The 25,805-nt window shown below is 60.0% G+C and carries 22 protein-coding genes and 2 pseudogenes; 17 read left to right on the forward strand and 7 right to left on the reverse strand.

Features of this window, described 5'->3' with window-relative positions; translation table 11 throughout:
* The first annotated feature begins 7 nt into the window (after positions 1 to 7).
* The gene (locus tag BM438_RS18965) at positions 8 to 2,692 is read left to right on the forward strand and encodes an excinuclease ABC subunit UvrA (protein WP_093636095.1); all 2,685 of its coding nucleotides are present in this window, start codon (positions 8 to 10) and stop codon (positions 2,690 to 2,692) included.
* A 76-nt stretch (positions 2,693 to 2,768) separates the two neighbouring features.
* Here BM438_RS18965 and BM438_RS18970 read toward each other — a convergent pair whose 3' ends face one another.
* Positions 2,769 to 3,596 carry an AraC family transcriptional regulator gene (locus BM438_RS18970; RefSeq protein WP_093636097.1) on the reverse strand — a complete coding sequence of 276 codons (828 nt, stop codon included), beginning with the start codon at positions 3,594 to 3,596 and terminating at the stop codon, positions 2,769 to 2,771.
* A 76-nt stretch (positions 3,597 to 3,672) separates the two neighbouring features.
* On the opposite strand from BM438_RS18970, the gene BM438_RS18975 reads away from it, so the two are divergent.
* Both BM438_RS18975 and BM438_RS18980 read left to right on the forward strand, forming a co-directional pair.
* The gene (locus tag BM438_RS18975) at positions 3,673 to 3,870 is read left to right on the forward strand and encodes a hypothetical protein (RefSeq protein WP_093636099.1); all 198 of its coding nucleotides are present in this window, start codon (positions 3,673 to 3,675) and stop codon (positions 3,868 to 3,870) included.
* Between the two features lie 224 nt (positions 3,871 to 4,094).
* Positions 4,095 to 4,589 (forward strand): MgtC/SapB family protein, encoded by a 495-nt coding sequence (locus BM438_RS18980; protein ID WP_093636101.1) that lies wholly within the window; start codon positions 4,095 to 4,097, stop codon positions 4,587 to 4,589.
* Between the two features lie 90 nt (positions 4,590 to 4,679).
* Here BM438_RS18980 and BM438_RS18985 read toward each other — a convergent pair whose 3' ends face one another.
* Positions 4,680 to 5,114, reverse strand: coding sequence for a PRC-barrel domain-containing protein (locus tag BM438_RS18985; protein WP_093636103.1), 435 nt, complete (start codon positions 5,112 to 5,114; stop codon positions 4,680 to 4,682).
* Between the two features lie 295 nt (positions 5,115 to 5,409).
* On the opposite strand from BM438_RS18985, the gene BM438_RS18990 reads away from it, so the two are divergent.
* Complete coding sequence (locus BM438_RS18990) at positions 5,410 to 5,985, forward strand: HdeD family acid-resistance protein (RefSeq protein ID WP_093636105.1); 576 nt, start codon at positions 5,410 to 5,412, stop codon at positions 5,983 to 5,985.
* Between the two features lie 440 nt (positions 5,986 to 6,425).
* The gene (locus BM438_RS19000; RefSeq protein WP_093636109.1) at positions 6,426 to 9,263 is read left to right on the forward strand and encodes an ATP-dependent Clp protease ATP-binding subunit; all 2,838 of its coding nucleotides are present in this window, start codon (positions 6,426 to 6,428) and stop codon (positions 9,261 to 9,263) included.
* Positions 9,264 to 9,316: 53 nt separating this feature from the next.
* Here BM438_RS19000 and BM438_RS19005 read toward each other — a convergent pair whose 3' ends face one another.
* From BM438_RS19005 to BM438_RS19015, 3 genes are all read right to left on the reverse strand, one after another.
* Positions 9,317 to 9,589: a UBP-type zinc finger domain-containing protein gene (locus BM438_RS19005; RefSeq protein ID WP_093636111.1), complete on the reverse strand. Its 273-nt coding sequence runs from the start codon at positions 9,587 to 9,589 to the stop codon at positions 9,317 to 9,319.
* 58 nt (positions 9,590 to 9,647) lie between these two features.
* On the reverse strand, positions 9,648 to 10,901 hold the full coding sequence (locus BM438_RS19010) for an NAD(P)/FAD-dependent oxidoreductase (protein WP_234489188.1): 1,254 nt from the start codon (positions 10,899 to 10,901) through the stop codon (positions 9,648 to 9,650).
* Between the two features lie 162 nt (positions 10,902 to 11,063).
* Positions 11,064 to 11,306: a hypothetical protein gene (locus BM438_RS19015; protein WP_093636113.1), complete on the reverse strand. Its 243-nt coding sequence runs from the start codon at positions 11,304 to 11,306 to the stop codon at positions 11,064 to 11,066.
* A gap of 246 nt (positions 11,307 to 11,552) precedes the next feature.
* On the opposite strand from BM438_RS19015, the gene BM438_RS19020 reads away from it, so the two are divergent.
* Positions 11,553 to 12,083, forward strand: coding sequence for a phosphate-starvation-inducible PsiE family protein (locus tag BM438_RS19020; protein WP_093636115.1), 531 nt, complete (start codon positions 11,553 to 11,555; stop codon positions 12,081 to 12,083).
* A gap of 16 nt (positions 12,084 to 12,099) precedes the next feature.
* Here BM438_RS19020 and BM438_RS19025 read toward each other — a convergent pair whose 3' ends face one another.
* Positions 12,100 to 12,630: a DUF1269 domain-containing protein gene (locus tag BM438_RS19025; RefSeq protein WP_093636117.1), complete on the reverse strand. Its 531-nt coding sequence runs from the start codon at positions 12,628 to 12,630 to the stop codon at positions 12,100 to 12,102.
* Between the two features lie 442 nt (positions 12,631 to 13,072).
* Between BM438_RS19025 and BM438_RS19030 the strand changes: the two genes are divergently transcribed.
* The 5 genes and pseudogenes from BM438_RS19030 to BM438_RS19050 form a co-directional block, all read left to right on the forward strand.
* The gene (locus BM438_RS19030; protein WP_093636119.1) at positions 13,073 to 13,726 is read left to right on the forward strand and encodes a BON domain-containing protein; all 654 of its coding nucleotides are present in this window, start codon (positions 13,073 to 13,075) and stop codon (positions 13,724 to 13,726) included.
* Positions 13,727 to 14,275: 549 nt separating this feature from the next.
* A complete protein-coding gene (locus tag BM438_RS19035; protein WP_093636121.1) occupies positions 14,276 to 16,324 on the forward strand; it encodes a TonB-dependent receptor plug domain-containing protein in 2,049 nt (682 codons plus the stop codon).
* Positions 16,314 to 16,841 (forward strand): YfiR family protein, encoded by a 528-nt coding sequence (locus tag BM438_RS19040; RefSeq protein ID WP_167378416.1) that lies wholly within the window; start codon positions 16,314 to 16,316, stop codon positions 16,839 to 16,841. Before BM438_RS19035 ends, BM438_RS19040 begins: the two co-directional genes overlap by 11 nt.
* Positions 16,838 to 18,013: a diguanylate cyclase domain-containing protein gene (locus BM438_RS19045; RefSeq protein ID WP_093636125.1), complete on the forward strand. Its 1,176-nt coding sequence runs from the start codon at positions 16,838 to 16,840 to the stop codon at positions 18,011 to 18,013. Before BM438_RS19040 ends, BM438_RS19045 begins: the two co-directional genes overlap by 4 nt.
* Before the next feature lie 12 nt (positions 18,014 to 18,025).
* Positions 18,026 to 18,781 (forward strand): annotated as a pseudogene (locus BM438_RS19050) (EAL domain-containing protein); the annotation flags it as partial.
* 146 nt (positions 18,782 to 18,927) lie between these two features.
* Here the strand turns inward: BM438_RS19050 and BM438_RS19055 are convergent.
* Positions 18,928 to 19,314 carry a response regulator gene (locus tag BM438_RS19055; protein ID WP_093636129.1) on the reverse strand — a complete coding sequence of 129 codons (387 nt, stop codon included), beginning with the start codon at positions 19,312 to 19,314 and terminating at the stop codon, positions 18,928 to 18,930.
* Between the two features lie 154 nt (positions 19,315 to 19,468).
* Here BM438_RS19055 and BM438_RS19060 point away from each other — a divergent pair.
* The 6 genes and pseudogenes from BM438_RS19060 to BM438_RS19085 all read left to right on the forward strand — a co-directional run.
* Positions 19,469 to 19,579, forward strand: a pseudogene (locus BM438_RS19060) (DUF3175 domain-containing protein); the annotation flags it as partial.
* Between the two features lie 435 nt (positions 19,580 to 20,014).
* Positions 20,015 to 20,974, forward strand: a complete 960-nt coding sequence (locus tag BM438_RS19065; protein WP_093636131.1) for a metallophosphoesterase — start codon at positions 20,015 to 20,017, stop codon at positions 20,972 to 20,974.
* 419 nt (positions 20,975 to 21,393) lie between these two features.
* The gene (locus BM438_RS19070) at positions 21,394 to 23,103 is read left to right on the forward strand and encodes a hybrid sensor histidine kinase/response regulator (RefSeq protein WP_093636133.1); all 1,710 of its coding nucleotides are present in this window, start codon (positions 21,394 to 21,396) and stop codon (positions 23,101 to 23,103) included.
* Between the two features lie 419 nt (positions 23,104 to 23,522).
* Positions 23,523 to 23,810, forward strand: a complete 288-nt coding sequence (locus BM438_RS19075; RefSeq protein ID WP_093636135.1) for a hypothetical protein — start codon at positions 23,523 to 23,525, stop codon at positions 23,808 to 23,810.
* Between the two features lie 395 nt (positions 23,811 to 24,205).
* The gene (locus BM438_RS19080; RefSeq protein WP_093636185.1) at positions 24,206 to 24,475 is read left to right on the forward strand and encodes a hypothetical protein; all 270 of its coding nucleotides are present in this window, start codon (positions 24,206 to 24,208) and stop codon (positions 24,473 to 24,475) included.
* Positions 24,476 to 24,881: 406 nt separating this feature from the next.
* On the forward strand, positions 24,882 to 25,463 hold the full coding sequence (locus BM438_RS19085) for a hypothetical protein (protein ID WP_093636137.1): 582 nt from the start codon (positions 24,882 to 24,884) through the stop codon (positions 25,461 to 25,463).
* Positions 25,464 to 25,805 lie beyond the last annotated feature (342 nt).

Genomic DNA, 25,805 nt, shown 5'->3' on the forward strand with positions numbered 1-25,805 from the left:
CATCGATATGGACGCCATCCACAACAAAGCCCGCTCGACGCCGCCGTCCGAGGAATCCGCGTTCACCGGCTTCGTGCGAGTGCGCGGCGCTCGCGAGCACAATCTGAAAAACATCGATGTGCAGATTCCGCGTGATGCGCTGGTCGTCTTCACCGGCGTGTCCGGATCGGGCAAATCGTCGCTGGCATTCGGCACGTTGTACGCCGAAGCGCAGCGGCGCTATTTCGAATCGGTCGCGCCGTATGCCCGGCGCCTGATCGAGCAGGTCGGCGTGCCCGAAGTGGACGCCATCGAAGGCCTGCCGCCCGCGGTCGCGTTGCAACAGCAGCGCGGCACGCCGAGCGCGCGCTCGTCGGTTGGCAGCGTGACCACGCTGTCGAGTCTCGTGCGCATGCTCTATTCGCGCACGGGCGACTACCCGCCGAAGCAGCCCATGCTGTTCGCCGAGGATTTCTCGCCGAACACGGTGCAAGGCGCCTGTCCGACTTGCCATGGACTTGGCCGCGTGTACGAGGTCACGGAAAAATCGATGGTGCCCGACGATTCGCTGACCATTCGCGAGCGCGCAATCGCTGCATGGCCGCCCGCGTGGCACGGACAAAACCTGCGCGACATTCTGGTGACCCTTGGCTACGACGTCGATAAACCGTGGCGCGATTTACCGAAGAAAGACCGTGACTGGATTCTCTTCACCGACGAACAGCCGACCGTGCCTGTCTACGCCGGACTCACGCCGAAAGAAACGCGTGCCGCGCTCAAGCGCAAGGACGAACCAAGCTATCAAGGGACATTCACCGGTGCACGCCGCTATGTGCTGCACACGTTCGCGAACACGCAAAGCGCGCTGATGAAAAAGCGCGTGTCGCAATTCATGATTGGCAGCGTCTGTCCGACCTGTCATGGCAAGCGGCTCAAGAAGGAAGCGCTGTCGGTGAAATTCGCCGGGCTCGATATCGGCGCATTCGCTCAGTTGCCGTTAGCCAGACTTGCCGAGATGCTCGAACCGATCGCGCGCGGCGAATGGCCCGAGCCGGATGCCGCGCATTCGGGGAAAGACGCCGGCAAAGGCAGCGTGCTCAGCAGGAGCGCCATGCGCGATGCCGTCGATAAGCGGATCGCCGCAGGCGGTTCCGCGCATAAAGCCTCGCCCGACGTGCGGCGCACACCCAACCTGTCCGAGGAAAAACGCGTCGCCGCGCAACGCATTGCAGCCGAGTTGCTCGAACGCCTGACGACTCTGGTCGATCTAGGTCTGGGCTATCTCGCGCTGGAGCGCAGTACGCCGACGCTGTCATCCGGCGAACTGCAGCGCTTGCGACTCGCCACGCAGTTGTCGTCGCAGTTGTTCGGCGTCGTGTATGTACTCGACGAGCCATCGGCCGGCCTGCATCCCGCGGATGGCGAAGCGCTCTTCAGCGCGCTGCAGAGCCTGAAGGCCGCGGGCAATTCGCTGTTTGTCGTCGAACACGATCTGCAGATGATGCAGCGTGCCGACTGGCTCGTCGATGTCGGTCCTGCGGCCGGCGAAGCCGGCGGCCATGTGGTCTATAGTGGGCCGCCCGCCGGCCTCGCGAATGTCGAAGCGTCGCATACGCGACGGTATCTGTTTGCGCCGCCCGCGCCCGTCGCACGTGCGACGCGCGAACCGGCCGGCTGGCTGCGGCTCGCCGGCATCACGCGCAACAATCTGCATGGGCTGGACGCCGCGTTTCCGCTTGGCTGCCTGACTGCCGTCACGGGCGTGTCGGGCTCGGGCAAATCGAGCCTCGTGAGCCAGGCGTTGCCGGAACTGGTCGCCAGCCACCTTGGACGTGTCTTTGAAAACCCGGACGACGACGAGCAGGACCCGTTGCTCGCGGCCGCGAGCGCGCCGACCGGCGGCCGCATTGCCGAAGGCATGGACGCGCTGCGCCGCCTCGTGCGCGTCGATCAGAAACCGATCGGCCGCACGCCGCGTTCCAATCTCGCCACCTACACCGGCCTCTTCGACCACGTGCGCAAGCTGTTCGCCGACACGCCGCTGGCTCGCAAGCGTCGCTACGGCGCGGGCCGCTTCTCGTTCAACGTAGCGCAAGGCCGTTGCCCGACGTGTGAAGGCGAAGGCTTCGTCAGCGTCGAACTACTGTTCCTGCCAAGCGTCTATGCGCCCTGCTCGACCTGTCACGGCACGCGCTACAACACGCAGACGCTTGAAGTCACGTGGCGCGATAAGAACATCGCCGAGGTGCTCGGTTTGACCGTCGACGCCGCCTGCGATTTCTTCGCTGACGAAGCCAGCGTGATGCGCGCACTGAAAGTGCTGCGTGACATCGGCCTCGGTTATCTGCGGCTTGGTCAGCCCGCCACCGAATTGTCCGGTGGCGAAGCTCAGCGCATCAAGCTCGCCACGGAACTGCAACGCGCGCAACGCGGCGACACGCTGTATATCCTCGACGAACCGACCACCGGCCTGCATCCCGCCGACGTCGACCGGTTGATGGTGCAACTCCAGGGACTCGTGGATGCCGGCAACACCGTCGTCGTGGTGGAGCACGACATGCGGGTGGCCGCACAAAGCGACTGGGTTGTCGATGTCGGCCCGGGCGCCGGCGACGCCGGCGGCAAGATCGTCGCGAGCGGCACACCGGCCCAGGTCATGCGCGCGAAGGAAAGCCGCACCGCCGAGTATCTGCGGCAGCACCTCGTAGTATGAAAGAAGGAAGCATGTACGCTAGCGAGCGCCGCGCTTCTCTTTCAGGAAGTCGATCAGCGCGCGCAGTTTAAATGAATCAGCTACCGGCGTTCCGGTGGGTAAGTCGGAATGCGCGCGGCGTCACACCGGTGTATCGATGAAACACTTCGGTGAAATGCTGCTGAGTCTGAAACCCCGCGCGCGCGCCAACGTCAACCAGAGGAAAGGTCTCCTCGCACAACATCGTCCTGGCAAATTTCACCCGCTCGAGTGTCACGTACAGATGGGGCGGGTTACCTGTCGCCGTTTTGAAACCGCGAGCAAAGCTTGATGCACTCATGTGCGCCAGCACTGCGAGTTGCTCGACCAGAATGGTTTCGGCTATGTGCTCATGAACGAAGGCTTCAATGCGAGTCAGCATTTGACGCGTAAGAGGCATGTCCGGCTCGGCTGCACCAGCACAGTGCCCGTAGCGGAGAGCGATGTGCACCGACATGACATCTGCAAAAGCGTCGGCGCAGGCAGCGTCGATGAGATCCGCATGATGCAAAGCTGCCAATGTGTCCGCGGCCTCGCGCAGGAACGGATCCCAAAACCTGAACCATTTCGGGACCGCGTCAAACGCTACTTGCGAGACTTGCCCAAGTACGCCCGGTTTGAGCGCGATAACCCATCCACCGGGACCGTTGTCAGCGACCCTGGCCAACTGCGCCCCCACCGGAATAACTGCGACAAATGGTGCACTGATCAGGATGGAATGACCCATTCCGGGACCGTCGCCGCCCGCAGTCTGCGCAACGGTGCTGCCTGTCGGTATAACCAGGCGAAGTCCCTGCACCGAATTCAGCCCGCCATCGATGAAAGCGACATTCATCGGTTGGCAGCGCAACGCGTGATTCTGGGTCGACCCTATTTCTTGCTTCATGATAAGCAGAAGTCCTCGACTCGTTGCACATCTAAGGTTACATCGAATTCAAGGCTGCTTAAGGCAGATTCGTAATATGGGCCGAAGCAACCCGACTTCGTCGATGGAGATGCTGCCGACCTATATTGCTGAGCACCTCGGAACGACGCTCGACACGCTGTTAGCTGGGATTCAAAGTAATCCACCACTCCTGAAGGCATTCTGCAAGCTGTCGCTTACGCCGGGTATTGCATGGCGTTCGAACGCGGTCAGGTTCCCGAAGCTCCGGCGCTGACGCAAGTTGCTGCGCTACATCTGCGCGCGCATCACCGTATCTGCGCCGCTGCAACGGCGACCGATCGCTGCGATCGCGAGAGGATAACTGCGGTTTTCAGGCGGACGGGTCGCCTGAGCCGCGTATGACGCTCAAGCAGTTTGCTCGCCTCGACGCTAGACTGTAGTGAGCAGCCAGGTGCTCGCCGAGCGCGACGTTACCAGGAAACCTTAGCGGGGGTGCCGATGATTTCATACGTGCAATTGCTTGAGGCGATCTTGCGCATGGTCGCGGCAGTGCTGGTGGGTTGTATTGTCGGGCTGGATCGAAACCTGCATGGCAAGCCAACCGGCGTCAAGACGTTAGGCCTCGTTGCACTCGGCTCCTGTCTCGTCACGATGGCCGGCATGTCCTTCGAACTAAACCGTTCCACCGATGGCAGCGACGCCGGCCGTGCGATTCAAGGCGTCATTACGGGCATCGGCTTTCTCGGCGCCGGGGTGATCCTTCAAGACCGCGCCACCGGAAGGATCAGCGGCTTGACGACGGCGGCCTCGATCTGGGTCACGGCCGCGCTCGGCATTGTGTGCGGCATCGGCGCATGGCAGATTGCGGGCATTGCCACCGTCCTGCTCCTGCTGCTGCTCTCGGTGGGCGGCAGCATTGAACGTGGTTTGCATCGGCGCTGGTTAAGAAAGTCCCCTGAAGAGCAGGCGGCGATCATCCGGCACGACGAATAGTCACGCGGCGGCGCACTGACCGGCGCGCTGCCCATGGATCGAGTGTGCCGCGCTTCAAATGCATCGATCGGGATCGGTGCGAGACATATGTCAGTGATGCTCGCTGTAGTCGGACCTCGGTTTAGGTGTCGCGCGTACCTTTGCGTATTGAAACTCGGGCAGCGCCTTGATCGCATCTTTCGTCGCACCAGCGAGCACCAGTTTGCCACCGACGAAATCGAGCTGCTCGATCGGAATGGCCACATCGTGATGCGACACCCCCAGAAACTGGTTTGCGGCGACGATTGCAAACGATACCGACCGGTCGGGTGCCACGATAATGTCATGAATGACGCCGACACGCTCACCCTTTTCGTTGAAGACCGGCTTGTCCATGACCGACTTTCTCACGCTCCAGCCTGCGACGATCGCGGCCGACTCTTCCACGCTGATACCAAGCGGCTGGGCGCCGGCCACCTGGGCTTGCGCGGCCAGTGGGAGTCCGAGCGACGACACAAGCAGCCATGCAAGCAGATTCGTTTTCATGAGATTCCTTTCATTGTGGTGTCGATGGTGCGACACGGGGCCAGCAATGCTCACGCTATTGCCGGACCGTGCGCGGCGTAAGTTCATGTTAGGACGCCTCACGGCGAGCTGCTGTAAAAATGCGGTGATAGATCAGGTTATTTTGGTGCGTCTGGGATGCCAATCTGGATGTCATTCAGCACGCGTCATGAATGAACGCAGAATTGCGAAACGCATGGCAGAAACGCGAAAGAATCGCAGATGCGCGGAGCCTAGACTGAACTTCGTCACCTGACGGTACAGCCTGGAGTCCCATATGGATGAACTGCTTGGACGCGCTTGGTGGATGCTCATTCTGCGTGGCACGGTAGCGCTGCTGTTCGGCATTCTGGCGCTATTCTTGCCCGGTCTCACTCTGCTACTGCTTATCACCCTCTTTAGCGCCTACGCAATCGCCGGCGGCATCGTTGCGATTCTCGCGGCCATCCGCTACCGCGCGACGCACGGCGGCTGGTGGGTGCCATTGCTGTTCGGCATCTGCAGCATCGGCGCCGGTGTGATCGCCGCGTTAGTGCCGGGCATTACCACGCTCGTACTGGTCGCCGTCATCGGCGCAAACGCGATTATCACCGGCGTATTCGATCTGATCGCAGCAACGCGGCTGCTAAGGCGCCTGCGCAATGCGTGGATGCTGGTGCTAACCGGAGTGCTGTCCGTGCTGTTTGGCATCTTCGTGCTGCTCTTTCCGGGCGCCGGCGCACTAGCGCTCGTCTGGCTGATCGGCGTGTATGCGTTGTTCACGGGTGCGCTGCTGTTCGTACTCGGTATCACTGCTCGCGCCTGGCTCCATGACGGCCTGACCGGCGAGCCGCACGCGCCATTGCATCCATAGACGCACCGTTCAGGACCACTGGCCGGTCAGAAGATCAAGCCCGCGGCCGCCCCCACACCTGACTGGTTCTGACGACGTCGAACTCGAAGTGATTGAAGACATGCTGATCATCAGCGGCGACAAGCGCTTCGAATCGACCAGCGAAGCACGGTCGGGCCTATCGTGAGACAACTCGTCCGCTTCCGGAGTCTCAGCGATTCGGCCCACGCCAGCGTCGCGCAACAGATTGGTGAACTGGCCGCGCACCATCCGAAGCGGCACCTGTACTCGTCTTCAACGGAACTGGTCAGTTTGCGGGCGGGTGTCGAGAGGGACATCCTGTGCAGCGTGAGCCCAGCGCGCAAACCAGGCGACATCGGAATGAGCAGCGGAACAGATATTTCCACCCACCCATTACCCGCCCGGGGAGCGATGCCCTAGCGGACGAAAAGGAGTTCATCATGGCCGAGTGCAGTGTTTGTGGAAAGCCCGCAACCTCGCAGATCACGATCACCGAAAACGGCCAACGCCGTCAGCTGATGCTGTGCGATGAGCACTACATGGAGTTCATGGCGCGCAATCAGCGCCGCCTGTCGCCGCTCGAGTCCCTCTTTCACGGCGGACTGTTCGACAGTCTGTTCGACGACGTATGGCCACAGATGGAAAGCGGCCGCGGTAGCCGGTCACGCATCGGACGCGCGCCTGGACAGTCCGCCGGCGCGGATCAGGGTACAGGCGCCGGTAGCGGGCAAATGGGCGATTCAGCGGGCGGACACCCAGGTGGCCGCACACGCCGACATCGTCGGGCGCGTGAAGCGGTGGACCTGCAGACGTACCTGAGCCAGAGCGGTCTGGACCGCCTGCAAGCTGCGGCGCAAGCAGCGGTCGAATATGGCAAGAACGAAGTCGATACAGAACACCTGTTGCTGGCGCTCGCCGATAACAATGTGGTGCAGGAAATCCTGCGCGAATTCAAGCTTGATCCCGAAGAGATCAGGAGAACCATCGACCAGACCGCGCCACGCGGCACCCGCAAGGAGCCGGGCGACAACGAGCAGATCGGCGTATCGCCACGCGCCAAGAGTACGCTGGAAAATGCGTTGAAGTCGTCGCTGGAACTGGGTCACAGCTATGTCGGACCGGAACACATTCTGATTGGGCTCGTCGAGGAAGAAGACGGCTTTGCAGGTGAATTGCTGCGCAAGCTCGGGCTGTCGCCGCAATCGCTGCGGCAAAAAGCAGTCAAGGTGGTCGGCAAGGGTGCCGAAGACGGCAAGATGGAAGACCGCTCCACCACGCCGACGCTCGACAAGTACGCGCGCGATCTCAGCGCGCTTGCGCGTCAAGGCAAGCTCGATCCGGTGATCGGCCGTGACAAGGAAATCGAAACCACCATTGAAGTGCTCGCACGGCGGCGCAAGAACAATCCGGTGCTAATTGGCGAACCCGGTGTGGGTAAGACCGCTATCGTCGAAGGCCTCGCGCAACGTATTGTTCAGGACCAGGTGCCGGAAGTGCTGCGCGGCAAGCGCGTGGTCGAACTGAATATCAATAGCGTCGTGGCTGGTGCGAAGTATCGTGGCGAATTCGAGGAACGCGTCAAGCAGGTGCTGGATGAGATCACCGAGAACCAGGACCGTCTGGTTGTGTTTATCGACGAACTGCATACGATTGTCGGCGCCGGCCAGGGCGGCGGCGAAGGCGGCCTCGATATCGGCAATGTCTTCAAGCCCGCGCTCGCTCGCGGCGAGCTGCACCTCGTGGGTGCGACCACGTTGAACGAATACCAGAAGTACATTGAAAAGGACTCGGCATTGGAGCGGCGCTTTCAACCCGTAATGGTGCCTGAGCCTGGCGTCGAGGAAACGATCGAGATTCTGCGTGGCCTGCGTGACCGGCTCGAAGCGCATCACAAGGTGAAAATCACCGAAGAGGCGATCGCTGCTGCGGCAAAGCTCTCGGACCGCTACATCGCCGCGCGCTTTTTGCCCGACAAAGCAATCGATTTGCTCGATCAGGCCGCCGCCCGTGTGCGCATTTCATCGAATTCGCGTCCGCAGCCCTTGCACGATATCGAGGCGAGCATCCGCCGCATCAAGCAGGAACAGGATGCGGCCAGCGCTGCAAAGCAATTCGACAAAGCCAAGAAACTGGAAGAACGGCTCGTCGCGGAACAAAAAAGCCTGCATGAAACCACTGAAACGTGGAAGAAGGAGCGCGGCACCAGCTCGCAGGAAGTGACGGCGGAAGACATTGCGCAGATCGTTTCGTCGCTCACGGGCGTACCGGTATCTGAACTGACTGCCGAGGACCGCGAAAAACTGTTGAGGCTGGAAGACCGCCTGAAGGAGCGCGTGGTCGGCCAGGATGAGGCCGTCTCCGCGGTCGCCAAAGCGGTGCGGCTTTCGCGCGCCGGTTTGACGGAGGCCGGCAAGCCGACCGCGAGTTTCCTCTTTCTTGGACCTACGGGTGTAGGGAAAACCGAACTCGCGAAGGCGCTTGCCGCTTCGGTGTTCGGCGACGAGAACGCGCTGATACGCATTGACATGAGCGAGTATTCCGAGCGTCATACGGTGGCACGGCTGGTTGGCGCGCCGCCTGGATATGTCGGCTACGAGGAAGGCGGGCAACTCACCGAGCGCGTGCGGCGCAGGCCATATTGCGTGGTGCTGCTCGACGAGATCGAAAAGGCGAATTCGGAAGTGCACAATCTCCTGCTGCAACTGTTCGACGAAGGGCGGCTCACCGACGGCAAGGGACGTCTGGTCGATTTCACCAACACGATCATCATCGCGACCAGCAACATCGGCTCACAGCTGATCCAGGACAACATGAAGGCCGACTCGAAGCAGCTCGACTATCCTGAGCTGCGCGACCGGTTGATGGAAATCCTGCGGCATCATTTCAGGCCGGAGTTTCTCAATCGCGTCGACGAGGTGGTCGTGTTTCGTGCGCTCGGCAAGGAGCAGATTCGCACCATCGTCGATCTACAACTTGCGCGCGTACGGCGTACGGCGCTGGCCCAAGGCATCGATCTGTCGTTCGACGACGGGTTGCGCGCTCACTTGGCGCAGATCGGCTATGACCCCGAGTTCGGCGCGCGGATGCTCAAACGCAAGATCCGCCTTGAAGTGGAATCGCAACTCGCCGATGCGCTGTTGCGAGGCGACGTGCGAGACGGCGACAAGGTCACAATGACCTACGACTCCGGTACGCACTCTGTGCGCGTGCAGAAAGGAGTAGCGCCCACAACAGAAGCGCCCAGCGAGGCGTCGAAGCCGGCACCGGCGCATGCGTGACACTGGCATGCTGAAGAACGCGACGGCACCCGCACGTGCGGGCGGCGTCGCCCTCACGATTCAAGTTCACCTACGACGATCTCGTCGCGATAGCACCAGATCCACGTTTCGCCGGGCTCGATTGAACGCACCAGCGGATGGCCGGTCGCGTGAAAATGCTTGCTTGCATGCCGGTTGGGAGACGAATCGCAACAGCCGACGTGTCCGCACGAAAGACAAAGCCTCAAATGTACCCACGGCTGGCCAAGCTTCACGCAGTCCTCGCAATAGTCTATGGGCGTGTGGAGAATGCGGGCCTCGCCCAGGTGCGTGCAACCAGGGGTCATGATCGTACTCCTCGGATAGGTGCGCGCAGACGTGCGCGAATCAAGGTTGCGCTTGCGCTCAAGCGCTATTCAGATAGCGATGCACCAATGCCACAGCCATTGCCCCCTCGCCGACTGCCGACGCCACGCGCTTGATCGATGCGTGACGCACGTCGCCCGCTGCGAATACGCCAGGCAGACAGGTTTCCAGATGTAGCGGCGCGCGTTCGAGCGGCCATTTCAGGTTCGCCCGATATTCCTGCAGGTCGGGACCGGTCACGAGATAGCCGCCTTCATCGCGGACAATGCCAACCTCCTGCGCCCATTCGGTCTGCGGCACGCCGCCAATGCAGACGAATAGCCAATTCGTTCTTACCGTGCGGTGCTGGCCGGTGTGCACATCGGTCAGCGTGATCTCCTGCAACACGTCACTGCCTGCGAGCGCGGTGACTTCCGTGCACGTGCCCACTTCAATGTTCGGCGCCGACGTGATGCGATCCACCAGGTATTGGGACAACGTGTTCTTAAGCGATGCGTCACGCACGAGCATATAGACGCGGTTGGCGGACTGCGAAAAATGCATGGCGGCCTGTCCCGCCGAATTCCCGCCGCCCACCACATATACGTCTTCGCCATGGATCAGCGCGGCCTCGCTTGCGCCGGCGCCGTAATAAAGGCCCGTGCCGAGAAAGCGCTCTTCATCCGCCAGGCCTAGCTTACGATATGCCACGCCGGTCGCGCAGATAGACGTGCGCGCCGTGATACGTGTGCCGTCTTCCAGATACACGATGCCCTGGCCGGGCAGAAATTCCGCGCGCACACCGGCGCGAGCCAGCAGGATTTCGGCGCCGAACTTGATGGCTTGGGCGCGAGCCCGTTCAGCGAGCTCCGCGCCGCTCACGCCCTGTGGAAAGCCCAGATAGTTCTCGATTTTCGAACTGCTGCCTGCCTGGCCGCCCAGTGCCAAACGCTCCACCAGTACGGTGTGCAGCCCCTCCGATGCACCGTACACCGCCGCGCTCAATCCCGCCGGTCCTGCGCCGTAGATCGCCAGATCGTAGGCCTCACGGGATGGACTCGCAAACCAGCCGAGCTTCTCTGTGATTTGCCGGACGGTGGGACATTCGAGCCGCGTTCCGTCGTGGAAGACGCACACCGGCAAGCGCGAATCGGAAAGATGCTGCACGTGCGCCAGTTCCTCCGCTTCTTTATCGCTGCCCAGCTCGATCCATTCGAACGGTATGTCGCAGCGATGCAGGAAGTCGCGTATCGCGTAGCCACTTGCACTGCGCATGCGTCCATAGATCCTGACCATGAATATGCTATCCGCCATTGAGGACTCTCAGAACTTTCTTTCGTTTCTCGCGCTTCACAAGCAGGCGGCCACGCCTCTATAACGGCGGTTGGCCGTATGCTCCGGCCGTACCACGATCTCGTAGCCTCGATGTTCAAACACGTGCGTTTGCATGATCCGCTCCGGTTTCGCAGCGAGGCGTCAATCTGGAAGCACGAACTCGGTGCGCATGTCTTCGATCACCTTCTGGACGTGATGTACGCAATCTGCGCCGGGGTCATTGAGCGGCACTATGTTCCAGTTGCGGCCGGATGCGTCGGGCGGGTGCCGCTCTGGTAGCGGTATGCGCACGCGCAAAGCTCCCGGCACGTCAGCGGCTATTTTCGCCATGCGGCTCTGCAGTTCGTCGCGAATTTGCTCAGCGCTTCGAACGGTCTTCGGCATCGGTTTGCCTCCCTCGGTCGCACGTCCGGATCGTGACTGAATGGCGCATGCGTTCCTCTTGCGTGAGCATGCGCCGACCATGCTTTAAGTCTAGTCGCTAATCCGGGAATGTTCGGATAATCGCTCGCTTGTGTGGACTGCATCAAGGGCCTGCCATGTACTCGAAGAGGTACTAGACTTGAAGCAGCAGGTCCATGCACGTGCGGTGCGTTGGCGGCGCAGCGACGGCCGCCCGGGAGCCAAATCATGGAAACAAAGAAAAGCTGGCTGCGCAAGGATCTCGATGCGTTGCGCCTGCAGTGGGACATGCTCACCTTTTATGAACGATTCGAGCAGCTGGTCGCGCATGTGCTGAGCGTCGTGATTTCTATCATCATCCTCGTGTCGCTCTGGCAGTTGATTCGCGCGGTGATTTCATTGCTGGTTTCGGACGCGCTGAACCCGCTGGATCACGCGGTATATCAGACAATCTTCGGCATGGTCATGACGCTGCTGATCGCTATGGAGTTCAAGCATTCGATTACGCGCGTGATGGCGCGGCGCGATCACATCGTGCAGGTCAAAACGGTGCTTCTGGTTGCGCTGCTGGCTATCGCCCGCAAATTCATCATTCTCGATCCGGCCAGTGCGCCCGCCCAGATCGCGGCGCTTGCGTTTGCGCTGATGGCGCTGGGGAGCGTCTACTGGCTGATGCGGCAGCGTGATGACCCGGCCGACGCCACGGCCGCCGCGCAAGCAGAGCGCGATCGCGTGGCGCATTCAAGATCACAACCCTGATGCAGCGCAGGGGTGCTCATGCTGTTGTGCCGCTGCTGTTCAGGCTCTCTAGCGCCTTCTTCAGGCGTTCCTCCTGGTCGTTCGTGAGAGACGTCTTTAATAGCTTTCCGCCGAAAGGCTTCAGCTCTGGCAGGACCTTGTCGAAATTCACGCGACGCACGAGGATGAAGAGCGCCGACGAACCCGGCTCAATGTTCTGACCCGTCGAACGCATGAAATCGTCATCGATTCCATAGTCCGAGAGCGCGCCCGACAACGCGCCGGTGCTAGCACCGATGGCCATGCCCGTTGCCAGCCCGACGAGCGGATTGAGCAACATCAGCCCAACCAGCGCGCCAAACATACCGCCCCAAGCCGCGCCGCTGAGCGCGCCGATCTTGACGAGATCGACGGCTTGCTTGAGGTGCACCTTGCCCTTCGCGCTACGGACCACGACGCAGGCATCCTCAAGGTCGATCAGGTGCTCCTTTTGCATCTGCTGGAGTTTGGTCAATACCTGGTCGGCCGTCTCTTCGCCTTTGAAGCTTACAACGACTAGATCGCTCATCGAATTGCTCCATTTCTCTGGGAAATAAACCTGGACCCTTTCGCGGCAAGACGGCTGAATTCATGCTCAGCGCAGCACGCAAGCCAGTCGACCACGCCCGCGCCGCGAAGCAGCGGTGGTGCCGGCCAGCCTTGCATGTCCCGGCCGGCGCGTACCTTCGGACGTCGATGTGGCCATTGACCCGATGACGATGACATCAAGACTAGGCTCTTGCCGGTTGCACTTCTTCCCCATTCCTGCAAAGACGTGTCGGATCTCTGCGCCCCAGCTGCGCTGGCTTTCAGATGTGAACGTACGACAGCATTCCGCAAAAACTGCGCAGGCGTAGGGAAGAAAATCTGCCCCGCGCGCCCTACCGTGGCCCTGCCGTGGACGGATGCGTGCGGTGCAGGGCGTAGCCCGCGCGAGCGTTTTTCCATTAACAAGCCGACTAGGAGCAGCGATGAGAACCGACGAAGACATCAAACGAGATGTGGAGTACGAACTGAAGTGGGATCCGGACATCGATCCATCAGATATCGGGGTTGCGGTCAATGACGGCGCGGTCACACTATCCGGTTTCGCACGCAGCTTCCGGCAAAGGCGAAAGGCCGAGGAGGACGCGACGCGTGTGCGCGGCGTGAAGGGGGTCGCAAACGATATAGAGGTACGGTTGCCTCTGATCAACAAGCGGCCCGATCCGGAGATCGTGCGCGAGATCATTGCCCAACTGAAGGCTGAGCTGCCTTACGCGGCGGACACCATCAAGGCGGTCGTCAGGGACGGAGACGTGACGCTGAAGGGCGAAGTCGAATGGGACTACCAGCGCCGCCGCGCGGCCGAGACGGCGGTGCGGGTGAGCGGCGTAACCGGCCTGACGAACGAGATCGAGATCAAGCCGAAGGTCAAGCCCGAGGACCTCAAGCGCAAGATCGAGGACGCGTTCAAGCGCAACGCGGAAGTCGACGCACAGCACATCACGGTCGAGGCCGAAGGCAATAAGGTCGTCCTGAGCGGCAAGGTCCGCTCATGGGCCGAGCGCGAGGAGGCCGAGCGGGTCGCATGGCTTGCCCCCGGTGTGATGCACGTCGACAACCGGATCAACATCGGGCGCTGAGGGGCTGCTGGAGACGGGGCGGCTCGCTTGCGTACCGCTGCGCGACGCGGTAGGCCGCGCCCGCGAGCGGTAGCGCTGGTCTAGCCGGCCGGGCGCCATTCAATACAGCCATAGTGAACAACGCGGCGAACGTCCACGCCACCGTCCGCGCACGTACACGCCAGTCCGGAGACAAACGGTCAAGCGGCCTGCAAATCAAATCGCCTTGTCGCCCTTCAATAAGAATTCCCTTGCCGGCCCGGTGCGAATAGCCTGAGATAAACCCGTGCTGCCCCCTGCGACATTGCCCTTCGTACCCCGGCGCTGTAACCCGAATACATCGCTGCTCAATTCTGCGAGCCGGTGAAAGTGGACAGTGGCCATAGCCGCGTATCCGGTCGTCTTTACCGATAAACATCGCCATCGACTGGCCCCAATAATTGTCGCGGCCCAGTGCCCCGTTATCTTGAGGCCGCCACGGGCTTCGGTAAAAACGCGTGCATCAAGTTCGTATTAAGCATGCCGTTATTCACCGTGTAGGCGCGGCTGCGCTGTCTTTCGAATACCCCCATGCCTCGCCCTGTTATTAAAATCCGGATTGCTGCATTTCTTCCCTCCCTGTTCACGCTTGTTGCTGCCGCGTGCCCAGTGGTGTGGGCGTCTGAGCCGCCCGGGCCGAAATCGGCACCATTGAGCGCTGATTCGGATAGTGCCGCGCTGTCATCGCTTTCGCTGGAACAGTTAATGGAGGTTCCAGTAGTGACCACCGCATCCAGGTTCGAGCAACCGATAAGTGATGCGCCGTCCGCCGTCGTTGTGCTGACCGCACAGGACATCAAGGATTTTGGCTGGCGGACGCTCGCGGATGCACTCGCGTCGCTGCCGGGTCTGTACGTCAGCAATGATCGTAACTATTCATACCTGGGCGCTCGCGGTTTCTTGCGACCAGGCGATTACGATAGCCGCTTCCTTCTGATGATCGACGGGTATCGGACCAACGATGCAGTGTATGACGAGGCGACAATCGGAACGGAAGGTCTGGTCGACATGGACCTGGTGGAGCGGATCGAGTATGTCCCGGGACCTGGCTCGGCAGTCTACGGTTCGAACGCTTTTTTCGGTGTGGTTAATGTCATCACGAAAAAAGGCAGCGCCATCAACGGGGCTGAAACGGCCGTGGCGGCCGGAAGCTATGGAGAGAAAAAGGCGCGCGCAACTTATGGATGGCATGGCGAGAACGGGGCGGACATTGTCCTGTCCGCGACGTCGTACATCCGGAATGGCCAGGATCTCTACTATCCGGAGTTCAACACGCCGGACCAGAACGGCGGGGTCGCGCACGGGCTGGATTACGACCGGGCGCAAAGCTTCTTCGCGAAGGCGACGTACGGCGAATTCACCGTCTCGGCGGCCCACAGCAACCGAACCAAGGGCGTACCCACCGCGTCGTTCGGCGCGGTCTTTAATACGCCCAATTCGACCAACGACGCACAGAGCTTCATCAATGGCGTCTTCGCACACGAAATCAATTCCGGCCTGGCAGTGGCCGTACAGGCTTACTGGGGTCGATACGACTATACGGGCGTCGGCATTTATCCGGGTGACCCGCCCAGGACAAACGTCGATGGCGACCGGGCCCTCTGGTACGGCGGCGACGCGCATGTCACGGTCACAAGCCTCACGAAGAACCGGATCGTCGCCGGCCTGGACTTCCAGCGCGACGCACGGCGCGACCAGTACAACTACGATCTGAACCCCTACACGTCGGAGCTTGACGACAAGCGGTCCAGTAATCGCGCCGGCGCCTATGTGGAAGACGAGATCCAGTTGCCCGCAAACTTCGCGCTTAACGCGGGTTTGCGCTATGACTGGGACAGCGTCGCGTCGGGCAATGTGAATCCGCGTCTTGCGCTGATCTACAAGCTTACTGCCCAGGACACTGCCAAACTCATCTACGGAACAGCGTATCGTGCGCCAAACGCGTTTGAGCTGTACTACGCAGTGCCTGGAAATGGCGGGCAGCTGCCGAACCCCAATCTCAAACCTGAACACATCACGACAACCGAATTCATCTTCGAGCACGCATTTTCCCATTCGGGCAGCGCGACGCTGTCGCTGTTCCAGTATTCGGTCAGAAATCTCATATCGCTGGAGACTGATCCCGCTAGCGGGCTACTAATCTATCAGAACGTCGACCGTGCAAAGGCCACCGGGCTGGAACTCGCAGCGGAACGGTCGTTTGGCGAAGGCTTCCGGATCAGGGCCAGTTACTCGTGGCAGCTGGCAAAAGACGGTCGAACAGATGCACCGCTCCAGAATTCACCACGCCACCTTGTCAAGCTGAATGCCGTTGCACCTCTGTTCCATAATGCAGCCCGTTTCGGGACCGAAATGCAGTGCGTGTCGTCGCGGCTCGCTGAGGACTCTACCGCCGGCGGCTACTGTCTGGCGAACTTCACGGTAAGTTCGTCCCACCTGATTCCCCGCGCCACGGTCTCCCTGAGCATCTACAACGCTTTCAACAAACGGTATGCGGATCCGGCCGGCCCTGCTTTCGTACAGGAGACGATCGAGCAGCAAAGTCGCACGTTCTACGCGAAACTGGTCTATGGCTTTTGATCTGTCCAGCGCTGTGCGACTGCGAATCGGGGCGTCTGTCGCGGGGCTGTTTCTGCTCGCGTCTACCCTGTGCCACGCACAAGTCGAAGATGTTGCGCTGAAAGCCGCGTTTATCTACAACTTCGCGCTCTTCACCACCTGGCCTCCGACTTTGACTGCCGCGACCAGCTTCAACGTGTGCGTCGCGCCAGGCAGCCCACTGGGAGATAGCCTTCGCAGGCTCGGCGGGAAATCCATCAATGGCAAGCCCTGGACAGTTCGTGAAATGCCAGCGGACGTCCGTAAGGGTGACTGTGATGTCGCAGTTCTTGGTAAGGCGTCACAGCCCCTGTCCCTCAGTTCGCCGGGCACGACATTAGTCATTCGGGATGGAGGGATCGCAGGAAAGAACGGCGCAGCCATCACCCTCGTCACCGAGGACAATCACGTCCACTTCGATATCGATACGGCAGAGGCTGAGCGCAATGGCCTGCGCTTCAGTTCGAAGCTCCTGTCGCTCGCAAGGAATGTATTGTGAAAACGAAACTCGCGCCCGGGTCAAAGCCACTGTCGGCGTCGTTCGGCATCGGCCAACTCATCGCGGCTGCAACCGCGCTCCTGGTGGCCGGATGTATCCTGACCGCATTCCAGTTCGTTTCGCTCCGACAGTCACTCGTCGACGACGTCCAGGTTCAGGCGGCCCTTGTCGCGGACAACGTCGCGGCTCCGATGATGTTTCGCGATCAGCAAACCGCCAGTGAGACGCTCCGTACCTTCAGGCCCCCGCCCTATCTCATGTCGATCATGGTCTACGACCGCCAAGGGAAGCAGTTCGCAGCATTCGCCGCGAGCGGCGCCGCGCCCGACGAATACGAGGTGGCCCGGCTCCTCGCATCTGGCAGTGAAGAATCCCTCTCCCGTATCGTCGCGATCAAGCCGGTGGAATACCGAAGCCAGGATTTGGGGCATGTCATCGTCATCGCAAGCACGGCACGGGTATGGTCCGGTTTGCTCCGGTATGACGGCCTGTTCGGAACCGCTGCCGTGGGCGCCCTGTTCGTCGCCGCGCTGGTCATTCTGAAAACGAAAGCCCGCATGGCGAAAGCGGAAGCGCGACTGGACTATCTGGCTTATACGGACCCGGTTACCGAACTGGCGAACCGTCGCGCCACCTACGATACGCTTGCCGCACAGATCATCATGCAGGAAAAGGAAGGGAGGCAGCTTGCGCTCCTGATCGTTGACCTGGACAACTTCAAGGCGGTAAACGATACCGCCGGCCACAGCGCAGGTGATGCGCTGCTGAGGATGGTCGGCGAAATCCTGCGCAGTGTCGTCCGGGAATCGGATGTCGTCGGCCGCATCGGTGGAGACGAGTTCGCAGTGGTCGCAGCACCGGTGCGCGATCGGGTGGAGGCACTAACGATCGCCGGCCGGATGGCGGATGCCTTCGGCCGGTCATTCGACCTGGATGGCCAGCAGGTCTTTGCGACCGCGAGTATCGGAATCAGCCTTTTCCCGGACGACTCGCGCACGCTCTCCGGTCTGGTCAGTAGTGCGGACATCGCTCTTTATCATGCGAAGGCAGCGGGGAAGAATCGTTTTGCGGAATTCAGGCCTGAAATGACACTGGAAACCCAGCGGCGGGTGCGCATTGAGCGTGAACTGCGCAGGGCGATGGAATGCGGCGAACTCGAAGTGCACTACTAGCCGCAGTTCGACTGTGCTTCAAAGCGCATCGTGGGCGCGGAAGCCCTGCTGAGATGGCCGCATCCCGAGGACGGCCCGATTTCACCCGCAGAATTCATTCCCGTGGCGGAGGAGTGCGGCCTGATCAATGAAATCGGCCGGTGGGTGCTTGTCCGCGCATGCTCTGACGCCGCAGCCTGGTGCCGCGCCACTGCGACGGCGTTAACAGTGGCCGTTAATGTCTCCGCACGCCAACTCGTGGATGACGGTTTTATCGGCCACGTACAGGAAGCGTTGCGCGAAAGCGGGCTTCCGCCAGAGCAACTGGAACTTGAATTGACGGAAAGCCTGTTGATGGAAGATGTCGACAAGGCGCTGGAATTCATGAATACCGTGAGATCGTTGGGGATACGTCTGTCAATCGACGATTTCGGGACCGGATATTCATCACTAGCCTATCTGCAGTCTTTCCCCATCAATCAGCTGAAAATCGACCGCAGCTTCATACGGCTGTTACCGAACGCAGGTTATACGATAGCCAGCGCGGTTATCGCGCTCGCTCGTGGGTTTAACCTTTCCGTCGTCGCCGAAGGCGTTGAGGAACCTGCTCAACTTGCCTGGCTACAGGCAGCAGGGTGCGACGTCGTGCAGGGATTTCTGCTCGGGCGTCCGATGCCAGGTCTGGCAATGCATGCGCTTTTGCAGCTCGAGCAGGTGGAATCGCGGATAGATGCTGCGTGGAGTGAAACCGCAAAGTCATCACCGCTGATATTGCGTGAATCCGGCTGACCATGAGGCTTGAGCGCAACGCTCTGCCCGCCCCTCCGATGTTATCGGCCGAATCGGAGGCGAGAAATTCCTGACAGTCATGCCGGAGGCTACGGCAAGAAATGCTGGGCGAAGCGTCTCTTCCAGGCAAAAAGGCAGCCTTTTGACTACGTTGGTCCGCGGAGTATTTGTCGATGCTGGACGTTGTCCGCCAGCAGCCGTCGCATTGTGGCCAGTAACATCTCGCCATCTACAGGCTTGCGCAGAAACCCGTCGTAACTAACGAAGGCTGGCGGGCTAGGCTCTCCGGAAATCAATATGAAAGCAACGTCGGCCAAGCCGGGGAGCGTACGCAATCGATGGCACAGTTCACTCCCTGACATTACCGGCATGCGCCAGTCGGCGACCACTATATCGACTGGGGTTTCGACGAACATGACCAACGCCGATTGACCGTCGCTCGCACTTTTAACTTCAAATCCGCCTGCGATGCAGTTCGCCTCCCACGCTGCAAGGGTTTCCGCGTCGTCATCCACCAGCAGCACGCTTGCCATACCCAAATGCCAGAGTCACCGTATGTTCTTTGGCAACTGGATGGCAGCTAAAGTTTCACGCGGTCTTTCATCCAAACCGCATTTCGTTGGGTTCGCCTATTTCAGAAAATGCGTATCCTTGGAGAAAGCGGAGGGGGTTGTACCGCAGTAAGAGATGCCCAACTTCTACATCAATCGTGCGGGCAGAAATCTGCCGAAGGAGCGCCGCGATACTTTGCAACAGGCCAAGCGCAAGTTACGTGAACTGTTCGGGCGCGCGCCTTGAAGTGCCACCGCGGGCAGCACCCCGCGCGAATCGGTAAAGACCTGTACGCCGTCCGTCAGCAAACCTGTTGAGCGGGACAAAGCGTTGCCCTGATCGTTGAATTGGACGGCACTTGTAACTGACCGTAAATGCGGAAACCGGGCAGTACAAAGCAGTGGGTGATCAGACTGCGTGCGAACCGCCCGCACCAGCGGAGGCAACGTCGACCGATCCGCCAGGCAAATAGCGCCATTTTCTTATTCAGACATCTTGTTACAAACGGATACTACTGGCAGGCAGTTGGCACTCGACACTACTTCTACGGCAGACCTGACGCGCCGCGCGGGCAAAAGTAACGTCAGAGTCCGATTGACGCTACGTTCTGCCGGGTCTGCGAGGCAAGGCTCCTGCGAGGTGTGCACGCAGCGCGCCTTGCATGCGTAGCCAGTCACCAGAATGAAGGAAGAACAGCGGCGTAAAGCCGCGGGCTGGCGCGCTGAAAACTCGCGTCGAACATTGCGACCCGCTTCGTCATCTCCACTAGCGTACAACGTGGACATCCTTTCGGCGGTAAAAATGGAGCAGACCTTCCGGCCGGTTCGGCGTTTTAAGAAAAATACGTCAGGTCGTGACTTTGTTGTTGGCGACCTGCACGGATGTTTCACCCAGCTTCGAAAACAACTCGAAGCTAGCCGGTTCGACCCGTCACGAGACAGGGTCTTTGCCGTCGGCGACCTGGTAGACAGAGGGTTCGAATCGCCTGCTGTCCTCGACATAGTGCGTCGGTATGACATCCAGTCGGTACGCGGCAATCATGAAGATTCGATCGTACGCTGGCGTCTGTGTGGCGCCAATGACAGCTTCATTCGGGCCAATGGTGGTCGGTGGCTGCTCGATATGGGAGGGGAAGAAAAGTCCATAGACGCGATCGTTGCTTACATGGCAGCGCTTCCGTATGCGATCGAAATCGAGACGGACTTCGGTCTGGTCGGGATCGTCCATGCTAACGTCCCTCTGCAATCCTGGCCCAGAACGGTTGAAGTGCTAGAGAAAGAAGGTATTAACGGGAAAATACGGCACAAGGTCATTTGGGATCGATCTCGATGGAAGCTGCGACGATCGAAAGGCTTTGGGTCGATTCGCGGCGCCGCAGCGCAACTGTTCAACCGGCTTAAGTCTGGACAGCGTGACACGTGCAACTGGGTCGAAGGGGTGGCGGCCGTCATCGTAGGGCATACGCCCTCCGCTGAGCCAATCGTGAACCACAATGTCATCAACGTCGACACGGGTGTTGTGTATGGCGGCAAACTTACGCTGTTGCGCCTCGATGAAATCCCCGCGCTGCTGAGCCAACACACCCGCATGGCCCCTGCTTTTAACCGGATAACACAATACGTGCCGGCCCGTAGATATTAGCAACTTCAATAAACTACAAGGCAGTTTGGTTCATGTCTCAGCACAACTGACGAGCGCCTGTCACACCGCGACGCCCAATCCATCGGTGTGCGTCATTCGCCCGATCTAATTCCTCACGCTCTTTACACCCACAGGTTAGCAAATGGTTTTGTGCGTTACATGCCTCCCAGAACTGTGCGCCGCTTGCAACTCGCAAACGATGGGCCACAAGCAATTTTGAGGTGCTGCCCGTGGTGACACGAGGCCGCCTTTGCCAGCAGGAAAGCAGGTAAGAACCCTCGTTGACTTTGCGCCGTCGCTCCCGTAATGTGAAATTCGCCACTGTGAAGAACGTCGCCCTGGCGCCCGTCTGTCGAGCTGGCTGCATACCGGCACCACGACTTCGAGCCTTCTCCATCTCTCCAGTCGCTCTGTTAGCCATGGAAAGCAATCGCGCGCCAAGTCAAACGGATGAGCTCGCCCGCAGGCCGGTTCGCGCCGCAGATTATGCGGCCGAGAACCGGGCGCTCGTGGCACTCGCTCGAACTCAGGCCGGTCCGCGCTCCGAATTTCTTCAAGCCATCGCGGACACGGCTCTGACACTTTGCCATGCTGGTAGCGCTGGCATCAGTCTCGTTGAAGGACCAGACGGCAATCGGGTCTTCCGGTGGCTTGCAGTTGCCGGGCTCTGTGCTGGCCTGCGCGGCCATACAACCGCATGGGACGAGTGCCCGTGCGCCGTGACCCTGGAGGCGGGGACACCGCAACTATTCGTCGATCCGCAGGCTCAGTTCCCTTGTCTCGCGTTTCCGGGAGTCGACCTGCCGGAAGGAATAGTCGTCCCAATCAAGACTGAGAATGCGGAGCTGGGGGCGATATGGGTGATGTCACACACCGAGGATTGCAGATTTGACCTCGAAGACGTCAGACTGCTCTCCAACCTCGCCGTTTTCGCGGGCTCGGCGTTGACCATCGTCAATGCGCGCGACAGTGGTGAAGAGAGCGACCGGCGGCACAATGAATTCATCGCGATGCTCAGCCACGAGTTGCGAAATCCAATGACGCCAATCGATGGCGCGATAAGTGCAGCAAAACGACTTTGCGCCGACGACGAAAGAGCCGTCGAAGTCCTGACTATCGCGCAACGCCAAATGAGGCATCTGCGCACGCTGGTCGACGACCTGCTCGACGCCGCCCGTCTGAAACATGGCAAGCTCGCTATCAAGCACAGCAATACGTCACTCAGCGACATTGTGTTCGATGCCGTGACAGCCGTCAGACACCACATCACATCCCGCAGGCACACACTCACAGTAACTGGGCTCGACGAGCCCATCCTCGTGTGTGCTGACCACGTCCGCCTGAGCCAGGTGCTGGGTAACCTCCTTTCGAACGCAGCGAAGTACACACCTGTCGGCGGCGCCATCGAACTCAGCGTTCGCGTCGAGCCAGACAACTCGCGCGAAGAAGCACCTAGGCTGATTATCATTGATGTCGCTGACAACGGCATGGGCGTCGATAGCGCGATCCAGCCACACGTCTTTGAGTTATTCGCGCAATCTGCCCGCGGCCAGGCACGTTCCGAAGGAGGCTTGGGAATCGGACTCGCGGTGGCGAAGCGGATGGTCGAACTGCACCATGGAACCATCTCAATCAGGAGTGAAGGCTCGGGCAAAGGCACGGTTGTGACTCTCCGTTTGCCGATAGCCCGGACCATAGCGGATACGGATGCAGTCGCGCCCGGCCCGACCGCTGCGGCTCCCGAGTCAGCGCGTCTCCTGCTCGTTGACGACAATCAGGATGCGCTCAAGGCGCTGAGCATTTTGCTCCAGCTTGAAGGTCACGAAGTAACAACGTCGGACAACGGACGCGACGCCATACAGCTGATGTCGGAAACACACCCTGAGGTCGCACTCATCGATGTGGGCATGCCGGATATGGACGGCTTCGAAGTCGCACGGGCAGTTCGACTTGAACGAGCATTCGACGACATCGTGCTCGTGGCGCTCACTGGCTATGCATCCGAATCCGACAAGTCGAGGGCGCTGGCGGCCGGTTTCGATTTCCATCTGACCAAGCCACTTTCGCTCGATAAGCTGCAGTACATCCTGGCAAATCGTGCCGACGGTAGGCTGCGGGGCATTGTCTAAGATCGGCGCGCCCTTCCTCTCCACTGGTAGTACAGTCATTCGCGAAGATCGCGCGGGATGGACCCCCGCATACCGTTAAGCACGGCCGCGCAGCTTACGCTGCTGTAGCGACACCATCCGTTCGACAATTTCTTCCGGCAGTTTCCGTTCCCATCCTCGACATACACAGCAAGGGCTTTATTCAATTCCACGGCCGGTTGGAATTGGCATTTTTTTTGCATCCGTCCACAGCAGCAACCACCGTTGGGCTGCCGATGGCCTATAACAGTATCGGTAGTTCAAGATGATCGTCTATTCAGCTACCGAGGGCACGAAAGCCCGCGAACTTTTGACCGGGCAAGGAGGTTTAGCGAGTACGACCGGACGAATCCATGCTTTGTCTTTTCGAATCCTGAATAGCCTGAGTATCGGAGGTAATCATGAAATGCGGGTACCGTGGATGGATCATCGACGCGGCTCCGGATTTCTCCCTTGGGAAATTCTTCGCACACGCGCGACTGGTCCGTGTTTCGAGTGACGACGACGTTGATGGCGAGATGCACATCGAGCGTGATCTTTCCTACTTCGACACCGAGGACGAGGCGATCGAGGTTGCCCAACAATGGGCGTTTGCATGGATCTGCGAGCGCGAAGGCAACGTCGAAAGTACGCAGGCTGGCACGCCCACGTCCCGGAGCCGCATTCCAGCCGAGTCTCGATCGGCATGAGATGCTGGATGCGCGGCCCCTGTCGTTTTTTTGCGACCGCTTCGCCATCCAGAGATGGCACCAGGCACGTCCAGCAAGCCTTGGCGGGGAGACAGAAATCATCACACAAGACACCCGATTTGCATCCGCTGCGAGCCTCGATACCCTAAGAAAGCATGTCAGCGTTCCCAACGTTCGGCGTGTGTGTTTGTTCGCCGCAGCATTGCCTGCGGCATTTTTTTAGCATTGCCCACGCATCGGCCACTGTCTCAGGTCACGGGGTAGCACTTCTTAAGCTTCCCTTCAGCCCCCCGGCGTAAATTAATTCCACACTAACGTTCGCCGCTCACTGCGACTCAGTCCAGCTGTACGCCCGGCAGTGCATGTACGCGTACATAAAAAGATTGGGGGACCTCATGCCACAAGGAAATACAGGTGGTGCCACTCTGGTGGATGCTCGCGCAGCTTACGTGCTTGAACTGGCACGAGGCTGTTCATACATCAGCAGCACTTTGAGTCCGGAAACGCGGGACAGCGCTATCGCTGAGGTTCTCGGTGAATTTCGCGAACTGTACGGCGAACAGGAAGGAACACTCTTTCAGAAACTGCTTGCTGAGGATCTGCTGCGTCGAGGCAGACCTAACGCCGCCGCGGCAGTTCTCGCCTTCAAATTCATCAGCCCGTGAGGCAGGCGCAAGTTACGTGAACTGTTCGGGCACGCGCCTTGAAGCGCCACCGCGGGCAGCATGACAATCGTCAGCAACGCGGCCGTCGTCGCCACGGCCCACGTTTCGGTCTCGATCCAATACCCGTTTCACTCGACGTATGACAGGCATAGTTGTTGCACAAAGGAACAAACCGAGTGAACGGCAAGCGCACGATCGTTGAAGGCCAGACACCGCGGGCGCGGACAAATGCGAAGCGTGCGCTGGTCCGGTGAAGTTCTGATTCTACGAATCCTTGTAATTGTTACTGCCAGCAATGAACCACACTCCAGTCTCACGACATCGTCCGGCACTCATCGTCGTGCCCGGCGTCGTCCGCGATTTAGTCCAATTGAATCTTTCCAGAGCCGATCCAGGGAGCACGGCAATGAAGATCCAGTATTTCCTTGTGGCGGCCGCCGTCGCCATGACGACCTGCCCGGTATTTGCCCAGCCACAGACATCTGTGGAGATCAGAGAAGGCGCAGACAGGAGCACCGTAACAGGAACTGCAACGGTAATTGCCACGGTCGTCGCCATTGATCCTGCTACCCGGACCGTCACGCTCAAAGACAGGAACGGCCGCGTCGAAGAACTTGAGGCCGGCGCGGAAGTGCACAACTTTGATCAGCTCAAGGTTGGCGATGTGGTCACCACCGAGTACCGGGAGGCGAGGTCTCTGAGTCTCACGAAAACGAACGGCCCACGGTCTGCCAGCGAGCGGCAGATCTCACAGCCGGCCGCGTCCGGGACCAAACCGGGCGGCACAATCAGTCGTGAGGTGACGGTAGTGGGCGATGTCGTTGCCGTCGATGCAAAGGGGGACCACGTCACAATAAAGGGGCCGCAGGGCACGGTGGATGTGTTGGTGGACCCGGAGCAGTTGAAGAACATTCGCAAGGGTGATCAGGTTAAGATTGTGCACACTGAAGCGGTTGCGATATCCGTCACACCCGGAACGAGCAAGTAGTCATCGGGAGAGTTCACGTACCGCGTTTTGCCGGTACCTGTTGAACACCTCACTCTTTTCGGCAAACCTCCTCCGTACAACTGTCGACTCCTTGCCCCACCGCCCCACGTCGTAGATGAGCACCCGTAGCGCCGAACGTTCGCGCGTTCATCGCGAACCAGTTCGGCGCCGAGCCATCTTACTGGGCCCGAACTTCGATGGAGACCCGCCGGTCCGGTTGCAGGCAAGCGATGACTGCCCTGCTCCCGCCGTCCGGACATTGGGTTGTTGAATCACGGGACCCCACTCCCGTCGCATGAATCACCTCACCGTCAAGCCCATGATTGATCATGTATTCCCTTA

This window comes from Paraburkholderia aspalathi (assembly GCF_900116445.1).
GTDB lineage: Bacteria > Pseudomonadota > Gammaproteobacteria > Burkholderiales > Burkholderiaceae > Paraburkholderia > Paraburkholderia aspalathi.

What these genes read in the sequence shown, in the direction of transcription:
- BM438_RS18965 (WP_093636095.1), top strand. Translation starts at nt 8, where the DNA reads ATGGACGCCATCCACAACAAAGCCCGCTCGACGCCGCCGTCCGAGGAA.
- BM438_RS18970 (WP_093636097.1), bottom strand. Translation starts at nt 3,596, where the DNA reads ATGAAGCAAGAAATAGGGTCGACCCAGAATCACGCGTTGCGCTGCCAA.
- BM438_RS18975 (WP_093636099.1), top strand. Translation starts at nt 3,673, where the DNA reads ATGGGCCGAAGCAACCCGACTTCGTCGATGGAGATGCTGCCGACCTAT.
- BM438_RS18980 (WP_093636101.1), top strand. Translation starts at nt 4,095, where the DNA reads ATGATTTCATACGTGCAATTGCTTGAGGCGATCTTGCGCATGGTCGCG.
- BM438_RS18985 (WP_093636103.1), bottom strand. Translation starts at nt 5,114, where the DNA reads ATGAAAACGAATCTGCTTGCATGGCTGCTTGTGTCGTCGCTCGGACTC.
- BM438_RS18990 (WP_093636105.1), top strand. Translation starts at nt 5,410, where the DNA reads ATGGATGAACTGCTTGGACGCGCTTGGTGGATGCTCATTCTGCGTGGC.
- BM438_RS19000 (WP_093636109.1), top strand. Translation starts at nt 6,426, where the DNA reads ATGGCCGAGTGCAGTGTTTGTGGAAAGCCCGCAACCTCGCAGATCACG.
- BM438_RS19005 (WP_093636111.1), bottom strand. Translation starts at nt 9,589, where the DNA reads ATGACCCCTGGTTGCACGCACCTGGGCGAGGCCCGCATTCTCCACACG.
- BM438_RS19010 (WP_234489188.1), bottom strand. Translation starts at nt 10,901, where the DNA reads ATGGCGGATAGCATATTCATGGTCAGGATCTATGGACGCATGCGCAGT.
- BM438_RS19015 (WP_093636113.1), bottom strand. Translation starts at nt 11,306, where the DNA reads ATGCCGAAGACCGTTCGAAGCGCTGAGCAAATTCGCGACGAACTGCAG.
- BM438_RS19020 (WP_093636115.1), top strand. Translation starts at nt 11,553, where the DNA reads ATGGAAACAAAGAAAAGCTGGCTGCGCAAGGATCTCGATGCGTTGCGC.
- BM438_RS19025 (WP_093636117.1), bottom strand. Translation starts at nt 12,630, where the DNA reads ATGAGCGATCTAGTCGTTGTAAGCTTCAAAGGCGAAGAGACGGCCGAC.
- BM438_RS19030 (WP_093636119.1), top strand. Translation starts at nt 13,073, where the DNA reads ATGAGAACCGACGAAGACATCAAACGAGATGTGGAGTACGAACTGAAG.
- BM438_RS19035 (WP_093636121.1), top strand. Translation starts at nt 14,276, where the DNA reads ATGCCTCGCCCTGTTATTAAAATCCGGATTGCTGCATTTCTTCCCTCC.
- BM438_RS19040 (WP_167378416.1), top strand. Translation starts at nt 16,314, where the DNA reads ATGGCTTTTGATCTGTCCAGCGCTGTGCGACTGCGAATCGGGGCGTCT.
- BM438_RS19055 (WP_093636129.1), bottom strand. Translation starts at nt 19,314, where the DNA reads ATGGCAAGCGTGCTGCTGGTGGATGACGACGCGGAAACCCTTGCAGCG.
- BM438_RS19065 (WP_093636131.1), top strand. Translation starts at nt 20,015, where the DNA reads ATGAAGGAAGAACAGCGGCGTAAAGCCGCGGGCTGGCGCGCTGAAAAC.
- BM438_RS19070 (WP_093636133.1), top strand. Translation starts at nt 21,394, where the DNA reads ATGGAAAGCAATCGCGCGCCAAGTCAAACGGATGAGCTCGCCCGCAGG.
- BM438_RS19075 (WP_093636135.1), top strand. Translation starts at nt 23,523, where the DNA reads ATGAAATGCGGGTACCGTGGATGGATCATCGACGCGGCTCCGGATTTC.
- BM438_RS19080 (WP_093636185.1), top strand. Translation starts at nt 24,206, where the DNA reads ATGCCACAAGGAAATACAGGTGGTGCCACTCTGGTGGATGCTCGCGCA.
- BM438_RS19085 (WP_093636137.1), top strand. Translation starts at nt 24,882, where the DNA reads ATGAAGATCCAGTATTTCCTTGTGGCGGCCGCCGTCGCCATGACGACC.